This is a genomic window from Pseudomonas coronafaciens pv. oryzae str. 1_6, from assembly GCF_000156995.2.
GTDB classification, from domain to species: domain Bacteria; phylum Pseudomonadota; class Gammaproteobacteria; order Pseudomonadales; family Pseudomonadaceae; genus Aquipseudomonas; species Aquipseudomonas tremae.
This window is the reverse complement of record NZ_CP046035.1, coordinates 4,643,321-4,659,545: the sequence shown is the minus strand read 5'-3', so window position 1 is coordinate 4,659,545 and position 16,225 is coordinate 4,643,321. Positions and strand designations below refer to the sequence as shown.

Annotated in this window: 10 protein-coding genes, 4 tRNA genes and 3 pseudogenes; 7 read left to right on the top strand and 10 right to left on the bottom strand. The window is 57.6% G+C overall.

Translation table 11 applies throughout. The annotated features are described in order from the left end of the window. Nucleotides 1–6 precede the first annotated feature (6 nt). The 5 genes from POR16_RS21025 to POR16_RS21005 form a co-directional block, all read right to left on the bottom strand. On the bottom strand, nt 7–624 hold the full coding sequence (locus POR16_RS21025; protein WP_005895274.1) for a TetR/AcrR family transcriptional regulator: 618 nt from the start codon (nt 622–624) through the stop codon (nt 7–9). A gap of 161 nt (nt 625–785) precedes the next feature. Then, entirely contained in the window at nt 786–2,126 is a 1,341-nt protein-coding gene (locus tag POR16_RS21020) for a sigma-54-dependent transcriptional regulator (RefSeq protein WP_005895276.1), read from the bottom strand. 2 nt (nt 2,127–2,128) lie between these two features. After that, nucleotides 2,129–3,721, bottom strand: a complete 1,593-nt coding sequence (locus tag POR16_RS21015) for a two-component system sensor histidine kinase NtrB (RefSeq protein ID WP_005895278.1) — start codon at nt 3,719–3,721, stop codon at nt 2,129–2,131. Then, complete coding sequence (locus tag POR16_RS21010; RefSeq protein WP_054997897.1) at nt 3,711–3,950, bottom strand: PP0621 family protein; 240 nt, start codon at nt 3,948–3,950, stop codon at nt 3,711–3,713. The genes POR16_RS21015 and POR16_RS21010 overlap by 11 nt, the downstream gene beginning before the upstream one ends. 138 nt (nt 3,951–4,088) lie before the next feature. Further along, a complete protein-coding gene (locus POR16_RS21005; protein ID WP_005895284.1) occupies nt 4,089–5,111 on the bottom strand; it encodes an outer membrane protein assembly factor BamD in 1,023 nt (340 codons plus the stop codon). 149 nt (nt 5,112–5,260) lie between these two features. On the opposite strand from POR16_RS21005, the gene rluD reads away from it, so the two are divergent. The 7 genes from rluD (at nt 5,261) to POR16_RS20970 (ending at nt 10,415) form a co-directional block, all read left to right on the top strand. Further along, entirely contained in the window at nt 5,261–6,223 is a 963-nt protein-coding gene (gene rluD, locus POR16_RS21000) for a 23S rRNA pseudouridine(1911/1915/1917) synthase RluD (protein ID WP_005895286.1), read from the top strand. Continuing rightward, nucleotides 6,220–6,948 (top strand): peptidoglycan editing factor PgeF, encoded by a 729-nt coding sequence (gene pgeF, locus POR16_RS20995; protein WP_005895288.1) that lies wholly within the window; start codon nt 6,220–6,222, stop codon nt 6,946–6,948. Before rluD ends, pgeF begins: the two co-directional genes overlap by 4 nt. A 171-nt stretch (nt 6,949–7,119) precedes the next feature. Beyond that, complete coding sequence (gene clpB, locus POR16_RS20990; protein ID WP_005895290.1) at nt 7,120–9,684, top strand: ATP-dependent chaperone ClpB; 2,565 nt, start codon at nt 7,120–7,122, stop codon at nt 9,682–9,684. Between the two features lie 296 nt (nt 9,685–9,980). Continuing rightward, nucleotides 9,981–10,056 (top strand) — tRNA-Asn (locus POR16_RS20985). A 29-nt stretch (nt 10,057–10,085) separates the two neighbouring features. Then, nucleotides 10,086–10,162, top strand: a tRNA-Pro gene (locus POR16_RS20980). A gap of 5 nt (nt 10,163–10,167) precedes the next feature. Next, nucleotides 10,168–10,243: transfer RNA gene (locus POR16_RS20975), tRNA-Lys, on the top strand. Between the two features lie 95 nt (nt 10,244–10,338). Next, a tRNA-Pro gene (locus POR16_RS20970) sits at nt 10,339–10,415 on the top strand. 325 nt (nt 10,416–10,740) lie between these two features. Here POR16_RS20970 and POR16_RS20965 read toward each other — a convergent pair. The 5 genes and pseudogenes from POR16_RS20965 to POR16_RS20950 all read right to left on the bottom strand — a co-directional run bounded on the left by POR16_RS20965 (nt 10,741) and on the right by POR16_RS20950 (nt 16,159). Continuing rightward, the gene (locus tag POR16_RS20965; RefSeq protein WP_005895292.1) at nt 10,741–12,144 is read right to left on the bottom strand and encodes a site-specific integrase; all 1,404 of its coding nucleotides are present in this window, start codon (nt 12,142–12,144) and stop codon (nt 10,741–10,743) included. Next, a pseudogene (locus POR16_RS27280) lies at nt 12,141–12,797 on the bottom strand (conjugal transfer nickase/helicase domain-containing protein); the annotation flags it as partial. The pseudogene POR16_RS27280 and the gene POR16_RS20965, both read right to left, overlap by 4 nt. 240 nt (nt 12,798–13,037) lie before the next feature. Then, nucleotides 13,038–14,039 (bottom strand): annotated as a pseudogene (gene mobH / locus POR16_RS27275) (MobH family relaxase); the annotation flags it as partial. Nucleotides 14,040–14,468: 429 nt separating this feature from the next. Next, nucleotides 14,469–14,972: pseudogene (locus POR16_RS20955) on the bottom strand (SOS response-associated peptidase family protein); the annotation flags it as partial. A 20-nt stretch (nt 14,973–14,992) separates the two neighbouring features. Continuing rightward, on the bottom strand, nt 14,993–16,159 hold the full coding sequence (locus POR16_RS20950; protein WP_042932828.1) for a M20 aminoacylase family protein: 1,167 nt from the start codon (nt 16,157–16,159) through the stop codon (nt 14,993–14,995). Nucleotides 16,160–16,225: the final 66 nt, after the last annotated feature.

The window sequence follows — 16,225 nt, the reverse complement described above, 5'->3', positions numbered from 1 at the left end:
GTTTTTTCATGGCGACAGGCTGCGCAGCACCAGGCTCGATAACTGGCCGGGGCCTTCTTCGGTGTGATCGAAGCCATGCTGCAGAAGCAGCGGGTTGATATAGGGGCGCATCACGAGATAGATCGCCATGACGGTTTCATCGAGCGGTGTCTTGCGTTCGAAGTCGCCGCTTTGCCGTCCTTCCTGAAGAATGTTCTGAAGAATAGCCTTGAGGTGCTCCTCGTAAATCAACGTCGCCTGCCAACGCTCGGTCGCTGCCGATGTGGCGATCTCGTACAGCTTGCGATCCTGTGAAAACAGACGCAGGCTGGCGTCGACGACCGATTTGAACATGCGCCGGAGCTTTTCGGGTGGGCTGACGGCTTCGTTCACCGCTGCCCTGACCTCTGCCTCGATTACGCCCAGGCAGTTGGCACAGATCATTTCACCGATGGCCTGTTTGGACTCGAAGAACTTGTAGATATATGCCTTGGAAAAACCAATGGCCCTGGCAAGATCAGAGACGGTGGTCTTGCCGTAACCGTATTGGCTGAAATGCTCGGTGGCCGCGATCACGATCTGATCACGAATCTCATGATCCACCGGACCACGGCCTGCTGCTGTATTGCCGATGATTTTGTTCATGTGGCGGAGCTTACTGGCATTGGTGTAAGTGAACAATAAGTGACTGTATCGTGCGGTGGTCACGCTTTGCGCTGCCACGTCAGGACAAAAATTGGACGCAGAGCGCTCAGAGCGACGTGCCCACGCTGGAGCGATGGGCACGATATGCGTTCTCCCTTACCTCAATCCAGCCCCAGCTTCTTCAGTCGGTAACGCAGCGACCTGAAAGACAGACTGAGCCTGTCCGCCGCTGCAGTGCGGTTCCAGCGGGTTTCTTCCAGGGCTTGCAGAATGAGTTTCCGCTCGATGCTTTCCAGGTAGTCTTCAAGGTTGTCGATGTCGGCCAGGCTCGGGCCATTTTGTTCCTGGGAGCTGGCGCATTCGGCCAGGCGCAGGTCGCTGGCATGGATTTCATCGTTTTCACACAAGGTGTATGCGCGCTCCAGCATGTTCTCCAGTTCGCGCACGTTACCGGGGAATCGATAGCTTTTCAGCGTTTCCAGCGCCTGCGCGTGCAGGCGCGCAACTGGCTGAGCGCCGTTGCCAGCCAGTCGTCGCAAAACACTGGCTGCCAACTGGTCGATGTCCTCACGTCGCTCGCGCAATGAGGGCACGCGCAGCTCGATCACATTCAATCGGTAATACAGATCCTGACGAAACCTGCCTGCGGCGACCTCTACAGCCAGGTCTTTATGAGTGGCGCACAGGATGCGCACATCCACTACTTGCTCCTGCTGACCGCCGACGCTGCGGATGGATTTTTCCTGAATCGCCCGCAGCAACTTTACCTGCATGGCCAACGGCAGGTCGGCGACCTCATCAAGAAACAACGTACCGTTATGGGCCGCCTGAAACAGGCCAGGTTTGTCTTCGTGGGCGCCGCTGAAGCTGCCTTTGCGATGACCGAAAAATTCGCTTTCCATCAGTTCTGAAGGAATGGCACCGCAGTTTACCGGGACGAAGGGTTTTTCGTTGCGCGGACCCTGTTCATGGATCAGTCGCGCGACCAGTTCCTTGCCGCTGCCCGATTCGCCACTGATGTAGATCGGTGCCTGACTGCGTGCCAGCTTGCCGATTTGCGTGCGCAGACTGCGCATCGGTGGCGACTCGCCCAACAGGCGGCTGTCGACACTGCGCACCGGTGGCGGGCTGGAAGGCAGGCTCAGGGCGCTGTTGACCAGCTCACGCAGTCGGTTGAGGTCGACAGGTTTGGTGACAAAATCAAAAGCTCCGGCCTTGAGCGCATGGATGGCCGTGTCGAGGTTGCCGTGAGCCGTGATCATTGCCACGGGCACCTGCGGGTAGCCTTGCTGTATATGCTGCACCAGTTCAAGGCCATTGCCGTCAGGCAGGCGCATGTCGGTCAGGCACATGTCGAACGGCTCACGCGCCAGCCATTCGTGCGCTTCGGCAACATTGCGAGCGCTGCGGGTATCGAGCTTCATGCGCCCCAGGGTGATCTCCAGGAGTTCACGAATATCCGGCTCATCGTCGACGATCAGAATCTTTTGCCGTTGGCTCATGCTCAACTCGTTTTGAACGGGTGGGCGAAGGTGATGCGCAAACAACTGCCACCGCTTTGTCGGGAGACGTATTCCAAATGCGCCCGATTGCTTTCGCATAACTCTCGGGAAAGGTATAGACCCAGGCCGGTGCCTTTGCTTTCAGTCGTGAAAAACGGTTCGAAAATCTTGCTCAGGTGCTGCTCACTGACGCCCGGACCATCATCCAGCACTTCCAGAACGGGCAGGGCGCTTTTCGGATCATGGTGCAGCTTCAGCCAGACCTGCGCGTACGCATGATTTTGGCGGCTGTAGCGTAGGCCGTTCTGCACCAGGTTAGTCATGACCTGAGTCAATTGCTCCGCGTCCATGCGGGTGGTCAGCACGCCTGGACCTGTTTCCACATGGATAGTCTGATCGGGCGGGACAGAGGCGCGAAGGTCGCTGACAAATCTTTCAAGCCAGACGCTGAGGTCCAGCAGGTCCGGTTTCGCCTCGCGTCGTCGGGACAGTTGCAGTACGTTTTCAATCACCCGGTCAATGCGCTGCGACTGGTCGTGAATGATCTGCGCCAGGCGGCGATCCGGCGTGCTGAGCTCTTCCGATTCGTTGAGTAACTGCGCCGCATGGCTGACAGCCCCCAAGGGGTTGCGGATTTCATGGGCAATCCCGGCAGTCAGACGGCCGAGCGCTGCCAGTTTGAGCTGCTGTGCCTGGTGAGCAATCTGCGACAGGTCTTCGAGAAAGATCAGCGTCTGGCGCTGATCGCCACGATTGAGTGCGGCAAAACTCGGCTGCAGCTCCGGGCCGATCGCCGAGACACTGATACTGCGTGGCACCATGATCGGATTGATCAGCCACTGCCGAAGGCGATCCACCAGCTGCGGCGAATAAGCGTCGATGACCTGACCGACCAGCCGCTCGTGGCCCAGCAGGGTCAGCGCGCCCTGATTGGCCAGCAGCACCTGGCGGCGGGCGTCCAGCACCAGAATGCCGGTGCGCATGCGTTGCAGGATGAGCGCGTTGAGTTCTTCAAGGCTGTCGACATCTGCGGCCCTTTGTTCGGCCAGCCCCTCGCTGACCTGCATGCGTGCCGTCAGCGCCTGCACCAGCAACGCAGCAGCAAAGCACAAAGCGCCCAAGGACCCCGCTTGCACGTAATCATTGGAAACCGAGGGTGTGCCGAAGCTGATATAGAACGTCAGGTAAATGATGCCGATGGCCGATATGGCGGCGATCAGCAGACCGATGCGACCGCGCAACAGCACGTTGCTGATGGCCACCGAAGCAATCAGCAGATTGCCGATACCACTGGAAGGGCCGCCCGCCGCATAGAACAGGCCTGAGAGCATGATTGCGTCGGTCATGGCCAGGCTGAACAGCTGAGCCTGGCGCGTAGGGCGTTCCAGTAGCACCACGACCAGAATGTTGAACACCAGATACAGCCAGCAACCTGCCCGGAACAGGTTCGGGTTGGCCAACTGTAGAAGCTCGGTCTCCATGCTTGTGGAAATGAGCAACACCAGGACGACGCCGATGGTCAGTCGATAAAGGTGATACAGCCGCAGAATCCGTTGCGCCTGTGGGCTGGCAAGGTAAGGCGTATCAGCGGTCACGTGCCGCAGGGCCTTGCAGCCGGTGTGCCTCGCTGCAATACCATTGCTGCCCCTGACTCAACGCGCGGTCTCGTGGGGAGTGAACGCCGCAGTGGGCGCAGCGGACCATCGGCGCTGCGTCGATTTCAGGTGACGCCGGGCGGGTCTTTGGCTTGGGGGGATTGATCAGGCGCTTGACGAACCAGATCACCGCGGCGATCAACGCGACCCACATTAATAGGCGAATCATGATTACCCGCTTAGTGATTGACGATGGCGCAGTGTAGCCAAGCTGCAGGCGGGCGCACAGTGGCTGTCGTGGATAAATGTGATGCATAAAAAAAGAGGCTCGAAAGCCTCTTTTCAGGTGCGTCATGTCCGACAAGGATCAGTCGAACAGACCCAGGGTCATGTAGCTGAGCCAGGAGCGGCTCTTGGTGCCGTTTTCTTCGGCTTCCTTTTCAGCCTGCTCGTCCAGTTCTGCCTGATTTTCAGGCAGCAACTCTTTCGGGATCGAGTCCTTGGCATCCTGATACTGCTTTTTCATGTCCTGATCCGCACGAGTCTGGCCCGGTGGCAGCGGCGCGCTACCGTCAATCAGGCCCAGCGTCGCTTTCGACAGCCACGAGCGGTTATCGGCCTCGGCCTCACGCGGAGTGAACTTGCCATCAGCCAGTTGCGGGTGGTTCGGGTAGTTGGTCTTCAGGACTTCAAGGCTGGTGGCAGCCAGGTCGTCCAGATGCAGACGCTGATAGGACTCGACCATCACTGCCAGGCCGTCGCCGACCGAAGGCGTTTCCTGGAAGTTTTCCACCACATAGCGACCGCGGTTGGCGGCAGCGACATAGGCCTGACGAGTCAGGTAATAGTCGGCTACGTGAATTTCGTAGGACGCCAGCAGGTTGCGCAGGTAGATCATGCGTTGCTTGGCATCGGGCGCGTAGCGGCTGTTCGGAAAGCGGCTGGTGAGCTGGGCGAACTCGTTGAACGAGTCGCGTGCAGCACCCGGGTCACGCTTGGTCTGGTCCAGCGGCAGGAAGCGCGCTAACAGGCCCACGTCCTGGTCGAAGGAGGTCAGGCCCTTCATGTAGTACGCGTAGTCAACGTTCGGGTGCTGCGGATGCAGGCGGATAAAACGCTCGGCAGCGGATTTGGCTGCTTCGGGTTCACCGTTTTTGTAGTTCGAGTAAATGAGCTCGAGCTGGGCCTGATCAGCGTAGCGACCGAACGGATAGCGGGATTCCAGCGCCTTGAGCTTCTCCGTGGCACTGTTATAGCTATTGTTTCCCAGGTCGGCCTGCGCCTGCTGGTACAGCTCGACTTCGCTGAGGTTTTCGTCGATGACTTCCTTCGACGAACAGGCCGCAGTCAATGCGAGGATGGCGATCAGCAGCAGGTGTTTCACTTGCATGGCGGCTTGCGTCCCTATAACGGCCTGCTGTCTTGGGCGGGGCCGTCCTGTTATGATGAGCGCCCCGCGATACCGGCGGGACAAAAGACGCCGTATTTAACCACAAGCGCGCTGCCGAAACCAAAGGCTAGCCGCCACCTAGTCTGGTCATGTCCGAAAATATAGAACTTCGCGCAGAGGTGCCGTCCGAATTGGGCGGTCAACGCCTCGATCAAGTCGCCGCACAATTATTCGCTGAGCACTCGCGCTCGCGCCTTTCCGCCTGGATCAAGGACGGCCGCCTGACTGTGGACGGAGGCGTTCTGCGCCCTCGTGACATCGTGCATGGTGGCGCTGTTCTCGAGCTGATTGCCGAGCAGGAGGCCCAGGGTGAATGGGTCGCTCAGGACATCGAGCTCGACATTATCTATGAAGACGACCAGATCCTCGTCATCAACAAGCCTGCGGGCCTTGTGGTGCATCCGGCTGCCGGTCACGCCGACGGCACGCTGCTCAACGCCTTGCTGCACCACGTGCCGGACATCATCAATGTCCCGCGCGCCGGTATCGTGCATCGACTGGACAAGGACACCACCGGCTTGATGGTGGTCGCCAAGACCATTCAGGCGCAGACACAACTGGTCACTCAATTGCAGAGCCGCAGTGTCAGCCGTATCTACGAGTGCATCGTGATCGGCGTGGTCACCGCGGGTGGCAAGATCGATGCCCCAATCGGTCGTCATGGCCAGCAGCGCCAGCGTATGGCAGTGATGGAAGGTGGCAAGCAGGCGGTCAGTCATTACCGCGTGCTGGAGCGTTTCCGTTCGCACACGCACGTGCGGGTCAAGCTTGAAACCGGCCGCACGCACCAGATCCGCGTCCATATGGCGCACATCAACTACCCGTTGGTCGGAGACCCAGCCTACGGCGGCCGTTTCCGTATTCCCCCGGCGGCCAGCCTGACGATGGTCGATTCACTCAAGACCTTCCCGCGTCAGGCGTTGCATGCGCGTTTTCTGGAGCTGGACCATCCAATAACCGGCAAGCGCATGAGCTGGGAATCGCCGTTGCCGGATGATTTCGTCTGGTTGCTGTCGCTGCTCAAGCAGGATCGCGAGGCCTTCATCGGGTGAATGACTGGCTGATACCTGACTGGCCTGTGCCAGCGCAGATCAAGTCGTGCGTCACCACCCGCTCGGGCGGGGCCAGCCTGGCTCCGTTCGACAGCTTCAACCTGGGCGATCATGTCGATGACAACCCAGCGGCCGTGGCGGACAATCGCCTGCGCCTGACCACTCATCTGAATGTTCGACCCGCCTGGTTGCGTCAGGTGCATGGCGTGAATGTCGTCCATGCCGATCCCTCCCGTGTTGACGAAGCCGATGCCAGCTGGACCAGCAGCCCCGGTGTGGCCTGCACTATAATGACTGCCGATTGCTTGCCAGCCCTGTTCTGTCGCCGCGACGGTACGCGCGTCGCGGCGGCGCATGCGGGCTGGCGCGGTCTGGCAGCGGGTGTGCTGGAAGCGACGGCGGATAGCCTGCAAAGCGATCCGCAAGACATTCTGGTCTGGCTGGGTCCCGCCATCGGTCAGCCTTCGTTCGAAGTAGGCCCTGAAGTGCGTGAAGCCTTTATCGGCAGTCACCCGCAGACCGCCGAGGCATTTGTCGCCAGTCCTAATCCGGATCGTTTCATGGCCGACATCTATCTGCTCGCCCGGCTGCGATTGGCGGCCCACGGCATCTCTGCTGTTTATGGCGGCGGGCTGGATACGTTCACCGATTCACGTTTCTTTTCCTACCGCCGCGCTGCCCGTACAGGCCGCTTCGCTTCGCTAATCTGGATCGATAACGCCTGATTACAGGCTGTTTTACGCGGACCAGCTAGGCTTGCCTGATCATTCGTCTGATCTGCATCAACCCGCACCAGCTTGAAACACGCAGAATCGGCCGCATCTAACGGGCTATCAAGCAGGTTTTCTTCATAGGTGTGTTCATTGCTCCGGCCTGCATTAAAAGGAAGGTGACTAATGCGTATCGACAGATTGACCAGTAAATTACAGTTAGCGTTATCGGATTCCCAGTCTCTGGCCGTCGGCCTCGACCATCCCGCCATCGAGCCTGCGCATCTGATGCAGGCACTGTTGGAACAGCAGGGCGGTTCCATCAAGCCTCTGCTGCTGCAAGTCGGCTTTGATATCAACAGCCTGCGCAAGGAACTCAGCGCGGAACTGGACCGACTGCCAAAAATCCAGAACCCGACCGGCGACGTCAACATGTCGCAGGACCTCGCGCGGCTGCTCAACCAGGCTGACCGTCTGGCGCAGCAGAAAGGCGATCAGTTCATTTCCAGCGAGCTGGTGCTGCTCGCGGCAATGGACGAGAACAGCAAACTCGGCAAATTGTTGCTGGGGCAGGGCGTGAGCAAGAAAGCGCTGGAAAATGCCATCAACAACCTGCGCGGCGAGGGCGCGGTGAATGACCCGAACGTCGAAGAGTCACGTCAGGCGCTGGACAAATACACCGTCGACCTGACCAAGCGCGCCGAAGAAGGCAAGCTCGACCCGGTGATCGGTCGTGATGACGAAATTCGTCGCACCATCCAGGTCCTGCAACGCCGCACCAAGAACAACCCGGTACTTATCGGCGAGCCTGGCGTGGGTAAGACCGCCATCGCCGAAGGTCTGGCGCAACGCATCATCAACGGCGAAGTGCCGGATGGCCTGCGTGGCAAGCGTCTGCTGTCGCTGGACATGGGCTCGCTGATCGCCGGTGCCAAGTACCGTGGCGAGTTCGAAGAGCGCCTGAAGTCGCTGCTCAACGAGTTGTCCAAGCAGGAAGGCCAGATCATCCTCTTCATCGATGAGCTGCACACCATGGTCGGCGCCGGTAAAGGCGAAGGCTCGATGGACGCTGGCAACATGCTCAAGCCTGCGCTGGCGCGCGGTGAGCTGCACTGTGTCGGCGCCACTACGCTCAACGAGTACCGTCAATATATAGAGAAGGACGCCGCCCTCGAACGCCGTTTCCAGAAAGTGCTGGTGGACGAGCCGAGTGAAGAGGACACCATTGCTATCCTGCGTGGCCTGAAAGAGCGCTATGAAGTACACCACAAGGTTGCGATTACCGACGGCGCGATCATTGCGGCGGCCAAACTGAGCCATCGCTATATCACTGATCGCCAGTTGCCGGACAAAGCCATCGACCTGATCGATGAAGCAGCCAGCCGCATTCGCATGGAGATCGACTCCAAGCCTGAGGTGCTCGACCGTCTGGAGCGTCGTCTGATTCAGCTCAAGGTTGAAGCTCAGGCGCTCAAGAAGGAAAAGGACGAGGCGGCAATCAAGCGTCTGGAAAAACTTCAGGGCGAAATCGAGCGGCTTGAACTGGAATACGCCGACCTCGAAGAGATCTGGACGTCCGAGAAAGCCGAAGTTACCGGCTCTGCGCAGATCCAGCAGAAAATCGAGCAGTCGCGTCAGGAACTGGAAGCCGCGCGTCGTCGTGGTGACCTGAATCGTATGGCCGAGCTGCAGTACGGCATCATTCCGGACCTGGAACGCAGCCTGCAAATGGTTGATCAGCACGGCAAGCCCGAAAACCAGTTGTTGCGCAGCAAGGTGACCGAGGAAGAGATTGCTGAAGTCGTCTCCAAGTGGACTGGCATTCCCGTGTCCAAGATGCTTGAAGGCGAGCGCGACAAACTGTTGCGCATGGAAACCCTGCTGCACAACCGGGTTATAGGCCAGGACGAAGCTGTGGTCGCCGTTGCCAACGCTGTGCGCCGTTCGCGTGCCGGGTTGTCTGACCCTAATCGCCCAAGCGGTTCGTTCATGTTCCTCGGCCCGACCGGTGTGGGTAAGACCGAACTGTGCAAGGCGCTGGCCGAATTCCTGTTCGACACCGAAGAGGCCATGGTGCGCATCGACATGTCCGAGTTCATGGAGAAACATTCCGTGGCTCGCCTGATCGGTGCACCGCCAGGCTATGTCGGCTATGAAGAGGGCGGTTACCTGACCGAAGCCGTGCGCCGCAAACCGTATTCGGTGATTCTGCTCGATGAGGTCGAGAAGGCGCACCCGGATGTGTTCAATATCCTGCTGCAAGTGTTGGAGGACGGACGCCTGACCGACAGCCACGGGCGCACAGTGGATTTCCGCAATACCGTGATCGTCATGACCTCCAACCTGGGCTCGGCGCAGATCCAGGAGCTGGTGGGCGACCGTGAGGCGCAACGCGCGGCGGTGATGGATGCCGTCAGCACCCACTTCCGTCCGGAGTTCGTCAACCGGATCGACGAAGTGGTGATCTTCGAGCCTCTGGCGCGTGATCAGATTGCCGGCATTACCGATATCCAGCTTGGCCGCCTGCGCAAGCGCCTGGCCGAGCGCGAACTGACAATGGTGCTGAGCCCCGAGGCGCTCGACAAGCTGATTGCCGTCGGCTACGACCCGGTCTATGGCGCACGTCCGCTGAAGCGCGCCATCCAGCGCTGGATCGAAAACCCGCTGGCGCAGCTGATCCTGTCGGGCGGCTTCGAGGCCGGCACCAGCATCACCGGCAAGGTGGTCGACGACGAGATTGTGTTCGGCTGATTAGCCCGTCGGCGTCTCTATAGAAGGGCTCTCGGCATGAGGGCCCTTTTCAGGTCGGGGCACCCAACCGTAAAATCGGGTCGGCAAGACGATCTGGAAAAAAATCGCAAATCATTGTCTTAAAAAGCAATTTATAGGGTTGACAGGTGTTTTTAAAATTGTAGAATAGCGCGCCTCAGAGACGTGAACGCAACGATACAAACGAAGCGCAAAGGTCGATGAGATTGAAATCAACGAGTTAACAGCATGCTGGTTTCAAGGCTACAGGTGGTAAAGTTGAATCTGAAATCGATAGTTCCGCGATAGCTCAGTTGGTAGAGCAAGTGACTGTTAATCACTGGGTCCCTGGTTCGAGTCCAGGTCGTGGAGCCAGATTTCGCAAGGTTCAATGCAGTTTCAGTCGGGGTATAGCGCAGTCCGGTAGCGCGCCTGCTTTGGGAGCAGGATGTCAGGAGTTCGAATCCCCTTACCCCGACCATATTTGGGTCGTTAGCTCAGTTGGTAGAGCAGTTGGCTTTTAACCAATTGGTCGTAGGTTCGAATCCCACACGACCCACCATTTTTGGTTCCAAGGTTCACCTTGGAGCCGAATCTTAAAGATCTGATACCACTCGTATCAGGTCGCAGGCAGCTGGTTGAGGTGCCTTGATTTACCGGGGTATAGCGCAGTCCGGTAGCGCGCCTGCTTTGGGAGCAGGATGTCAGGAGTTCGAATCCCCTTACCCCGACCAAACACTGTTGTGGCTGTATCTTTAGGACCTTGATGGGTGTTCATGTCTCAGTTTGAGGCAGGCTTTACCGTATGAGGGGTCTTATACCCAAACAAGCAGCCGTCTGTCGCGAAACATAGCGCCAGCAAGCTGTGATGTCAAATTGGAGCGCCCCGTACCGAGCGAAAGTTTGTGTACGGGGCGTTTTTTGGCAAAAAATGCTGTGCTGCGCGTGTATCGGCCCATATGAAGCAGTCATTAGGCCTGTTAACTAAATAATCGGCATCGCGATGCATCTTCTGATAATGGCAGATTGAATATTTTTACAAATATCCAACGCAAGTGATCAGCCTGACCTGCCGATCCATCCGGCCAATTCCAGCATTTCCGGGCGTAGATGCCGAGCATCCTGGCTTGGGACAGGTCTTTCCTCGATCACTGGTTCAGCACCAGTTCCTCCGCCGGCAATGTTGTTCTGTACCCACCTGGTGAGTTCCCCCAAGCTTCTCAACAGATCTTCTGGACTGGAGCAGCCTAACGGTAGCTGGCTGACTGCGGTGTCGCGGTCACTAGCGGGTGATGGCGTCTCGTCGCGGTTCACTGTCCTGGTATCTGGAGCAGTTGATGGGCACATGGTCGAGACCGGTGTAGGCAGTGCGCGGGGCCTGGCCAAGGCCCGGCCAGCTGAGCTTTCGGCTTCTGCAGTTGTTTCGCGAGTCGTAGTCGACGGAGTCAAGTCCTTAACTGGAGCAGATATTGATCGGTGTCTATCGGCACGCAGCGTCGCATCCGGTTTTGCCATATAGCTGATTTTGGCCGGCCGCTTTCCTCGTTCATTCATCACCCCCCGCATCATGTCGTAGTCGGGTTCGATGTAATCCATCGTGGTAGCTATATTCGAGTGGTTCAGCAATTTCTTGGTCAGATAGATGTTGCGCTCTGGTAGCGTCATTAGCTCACTGGCGATCGTGTGTCGGAAGCGGTGAGGCGTCATCCGTATACCGGTCATCGCAGTGAGTTTTTTATACATCGCCTCGACTTGGTTGGAGTTCATCTCATGGCGGCGGTAGTGGCCTGAAAATCTGTTTACGTTGAACAACTGGTCACCTGGCTGGAACCTCAAGGCCTTCGCTGCTTGCATAAGCGTTTCTAGCTGAGCCATCAGGCCGTCCGGGATAGGAATCAGGAACTCACGATGAGTCTTCTCCGTTTCGCCTCTGACTCTGATCAGCCGGTCGCGCAGGTATACATCCGCATATCTCAGGCATAGCAGCGCGTTGAGCCTGATCCCCGTGTAGTAGAAAGTTTCGAACACGCTCAGCCAGAACCAGGCAGGTGTAATTTCTGTCCGGTTTGCGGTGGCACGCTCCTCTGCGTTCAGCATCCTCAGCCAGTTACGAGCGCGGACGCTTGCGTCGTTCGCAACTGTCTTTTTTGGGCGCTTGGGCGGCATCACACGCGTGTTTTTAAGTGGGTTAACAACCAGATCCAGCAGACCGTGCTCGATTGCATAGCCGTAGATGGTGCGCAAATGGCTGGAGTACGTGTTCCAGCTGCGCTTGGAGATTCGCTCGAGCTCAGACCTGCGCCAGTCAAGCATGTCGCGGTGGGTCGTCTCACAGGCAAGGCAGTCGCCGAAGAATCTGACGTAGGATTTTGTGGCAGCCCAATAGATCTTGACGGTGTCGGGCCTAAGGTCATGAGTGAGTATGTATTCCTGGGTCAGTTCCGGAAGCGTCATCGGTTTCATTCAGATGTGTCCTTGTCTACCAATTCTGCCAAGCTGATGACCGGGTTGTCATAGGGCACCTCGCTGAAAACGTCGGTAGGCTCTATGAGCAGGTAGCCCCGCAGTTGCTTGCTTTTTCGTGGTCCTTTTACCAGGCATGTCCAGATGTTCAGGCCTGCGCCAGTCTTGCGATGTTTTTTCAGCTTCTCAAAAGAACGCTGAACGACCTGCCAAGCTTCCAGATCCCGCTCTTTAGCCTCACGCTCTATGTCTGGGTGCTTAAGTGCGTAACGTTTGAATATGTCCGGGCTTACCAGGAACGCAGTGCCATCCACGGTATGCACACGTGCCTTGGCGTCATTGATTATGATTTTGTGGGAGATCACGCCCCCCTTCAGCCAGGTGAGGAAGTTCAAGCCGTGGCTTGCGCTACCTTCCGGCAAGACTTTTGCCGGCTCTTCGACTGGGGCTGTGTGGTTCTCTGCCTTGTTACCCACAAGCTGCCGAGGTTGGCTAAAACTGGTAGCCGCCGGAGGAGGGGGCAAAAACGGAATCTGATCATCATCGCCTACCGGCTCGGGTGCTGGTTGAGTCGGTGCTGTCGCTACCGGGTCCGGGAACAGATCGAGCAGCTCGTCCAGCGCATCAAAATCTTTTGCTGCAGCAGGTGCTTGCTTAGGTGCAGGGCACGATGCTGATGCTGCAGGCGTATTTTTACTGTTCACCGATTGAGATTCGTCGCCTCCAGTAGGAACTTGCTCGTTGTCATCCGCCATTGGTGCAGATTCCACGGTCAGCGTGCCGGTATACGTCTCAGGTCTATCAGTGGTGTTTGGCCAGATCAGTGCGGGCGCTATTTTCAGAACTGTGAACGTGTTCTTCCAGCCGCGACCATTATCGATGCTGGCCTTCCAAATGGCTTTTCCCTCTCCGTTGGGCTGAATGATCGCTTGATCCTGGAGCAGATTGAACATTGAGGCGTTGGACGAGGGGATGTGTTCGATACCCTGAGACAGCAGAAGTGCTCTGAGCTGATCTACAGCTGGCTTGCTGACAAGCCACAAGCCTTCCTGAGTCAGCCATCCGTCTGAGGGACCGTCGGGCTGATTCAACTTGAATTTATCCGCCACGAGCATCCTCAGGCCTTCAGCCAGCTGCCGTTGGATAGACTGCTTGGGCGCTGACATAGCTCTGCCAGGATTGCCTCCGAGTTCCTGTGCCACGGAAGCCTGGTCAGCTTGGGAGACAATTTCACCAAGGATATCGGCATGCTCATACTGACCTGCGAACGCGAACACGAGTTGAGACCAGAGCTCGGGAAACCCGCTGAGCCAGTCCAATGCCTTCCCCGGAATCACATTGGAGTAGATCAGCGACGAAGCTGCTCCATGCAACCGATAGTCTCGACCTTTCACGTACTTGAATCGGTATGGCTGATCCAGAGGCCCATGCCATGGATGCCAAATAGTACCATCTGCGAGTTCAACCTTGACGTCCACTGCGATCTTGCCCAGGTCGTGGACGAGCGCACCATAGGCCGATGCTGCAGACCATGCTTCCGACTGAGCCGCCTGTGACTCGGGCGGCGCTCCGATGGGGAGCAAATACATTTGCCGTATCTTCAGTGCGTAGGCGACGATTTCGAGACCGTGATCCAGCATGCCACCATGATATGCATGGTGATGATTCTCAGAGGCAGGAAGATGCTGCACCAAGGCTGCATAGCTCTTGAATGCCTGCATGTAAAGGGTCTCGAACTGCTCACGGGGCAGAGAGGTCCGCTGCCAGATGTTTTCAATCAACTGGCGCCGTCGGGAAGTCGACAGCAACGCGTCGGGAGATTGTGGTTTGAAAAAGCCTGCGGCAGCATTGGACGAGATCGGAGACGCTTTTCTTCGCGTGAAGAAACTGAGCATATAGGCACCCATGATGAAGTCATTGGTGGGCCTTTTGCTCTATATGGCTCAGCGTGACAAGTCGAAACCTATATCCGTCCTGGAAAGGTTATATACATAAGACGCCACTTGATTGGCTGGGATCCAAACAGTGTCAGTAATAGGATGTTGCCACGCTCGCGTAGAAAAATGTAGCCTGCAACTACCTGTTAAGTAACATTTTTTTTGAATTTCATTTTTATGGAGGCCGCCTCTCGTACCCTTTAGGCATCCATTTCCGGCGGACTCGCCGGCCTTTTCGGGTAAGGCACTTACCCTTATTTCCCATTCCATTCAAACCCTTCGCTTTGCCATTTGCTTCAGCCTATTTCGCCCCTTTCGGTGCGGACGACGTGGGGCAGACGAAGACGGACAGCCCCTGGTCGAGTCGAAGTCAAAGGCATGGAGCAGTCAAATCCCGACAGGCTGGATGAGCTCCGGTCCTTGATTCCGCACGTTCCCAACTGCGCGATCAACCGGGAACCATTCAAAATCGTCAACAATCCTGCAGTGCTCTTTTGCCAAAGCTTCGGCTTTCTGCGGTGCTGTTTCGGAATCAAGCAATGCCCGCGCATCCTCTGCCGTCAGTACCACCGGGCGGCGATAATGAATGTCCACCATTCCCGAATCGCTTGCCGACGTAATGATGACGAACCCGTCGCCATCATGCGGCTCAAGCCCTCTGTTCACCTGGGCCAACGCAGCGAAGAACATGGGCTTTTCACTCTTAAGGCGGATGAAGTAGGGCTGCTTTTTCTTGGGGGCATCTGCGTCCTTCACCCATTCAAACCAACCGTTCGCTGAGGCAACTGCCCGTCCGCTAGGCCAGAGCTCTTTGAAGAAATTTCCCGTCATCACGGTTTCGACTCAAGCGTTGATTGGTGCTGGTCGTTTGCCTTTTGCCCAGAAAGGCTCCCGTAAATCGGGGCAATTGCTCACACCTTTAGACGGTGCCGGACGAGGGCAACCCAATATGCCACGCCCATGGGCATGATTTCGTCGTTAAAGTCATAATTCGGATTGTGCAACGAGCAACCACGCTCGGCTGAACCGTTGCCGATCCAGATATAGGCGCCGGGCTTGCGTTCGAGCATGAAGGCAAAGTCTTCCCCGGTCATGCTTGGTGCCACGGTGGTACCGACGTTTTCCCGCCCGGCCACGGCGCTGGCGGCGACCACGCAATGCTCTGCATGCAAGGTGTTGTTGATCACCGGAGGCGATCCAAATTCGAAAAACTCCAGCGATGCACGCACGCCCATTCCGGCAGCTAGTTGTTCAACGAGCTTGATCATTCGACGCGACGCAATTTCGCCAGCTGCGGGGCGAAAGTAACGCAGAGTGCCGGTAAGGCGGGCCGTGTCGGGAATGATGTTGTGGGTATGCCCAGCGTGGAACTGGGTAACGCTGAGGACCAGTGCATCGGCCGGGTCGATGTTGCGCGAAACGATGCTTTGCAATGCCGTGACCAGGTGTGCCGCCGCCAATAACGGATCAGCGCCCTGATGGGGAATCGCTGCATGGCAGCCGCAGCCGCTGACCACAATTTCAAAGGGCCTGGCGCCAGCCATTGCCGCACCGTGATGCACCACGAATCGGCCCGCCTCCAGACCTGGCCAATTATGCAGGCCGTACACGCATTCGGCGCGAAACTTGTCGAACAGGCCTGCGTTCATCATCGCCTTGGCCCCTGTACCGATCTCCTCGGCCGGTTGAAAGATCAAGTGGACTTTGCCGGCGAAGCGGCGGTCTGCCGCCAAGCTGCTGGCGGCGCCCAAGAGCATCGTTATGTGGCCATCGTGACCACAGGCATGCATCCAGCCGTCGTGGCGTGAGCGGTGGGCGAAGGTATTTTCCTCCTGGATGGGAAGTGCATCCATGTCGGCGCGCAGAGCGATCTCGATGCCGGGCTGCTCGCCTTCGATAGTCGCGACAACACCGGTCCCGCCAATGCTCTCGTGAGTCTGCAGGCCTAAACTTCGCAGTGTCTCGGCGATGAAAGCGCTGGTCTTGCTCTCGGCGAATCCCGCCTCTGGATGCTGATGCAACCAGCGACGCCAGCCGACCATACGTTCTTGCAGCGCTGAATCCGTTGCCATTGCCATCTTGCTGTCCCTGTCCCGGAAGTGACTCTGAATCGGTATCGCATCCGCCAAGGGATGCTGCTATGC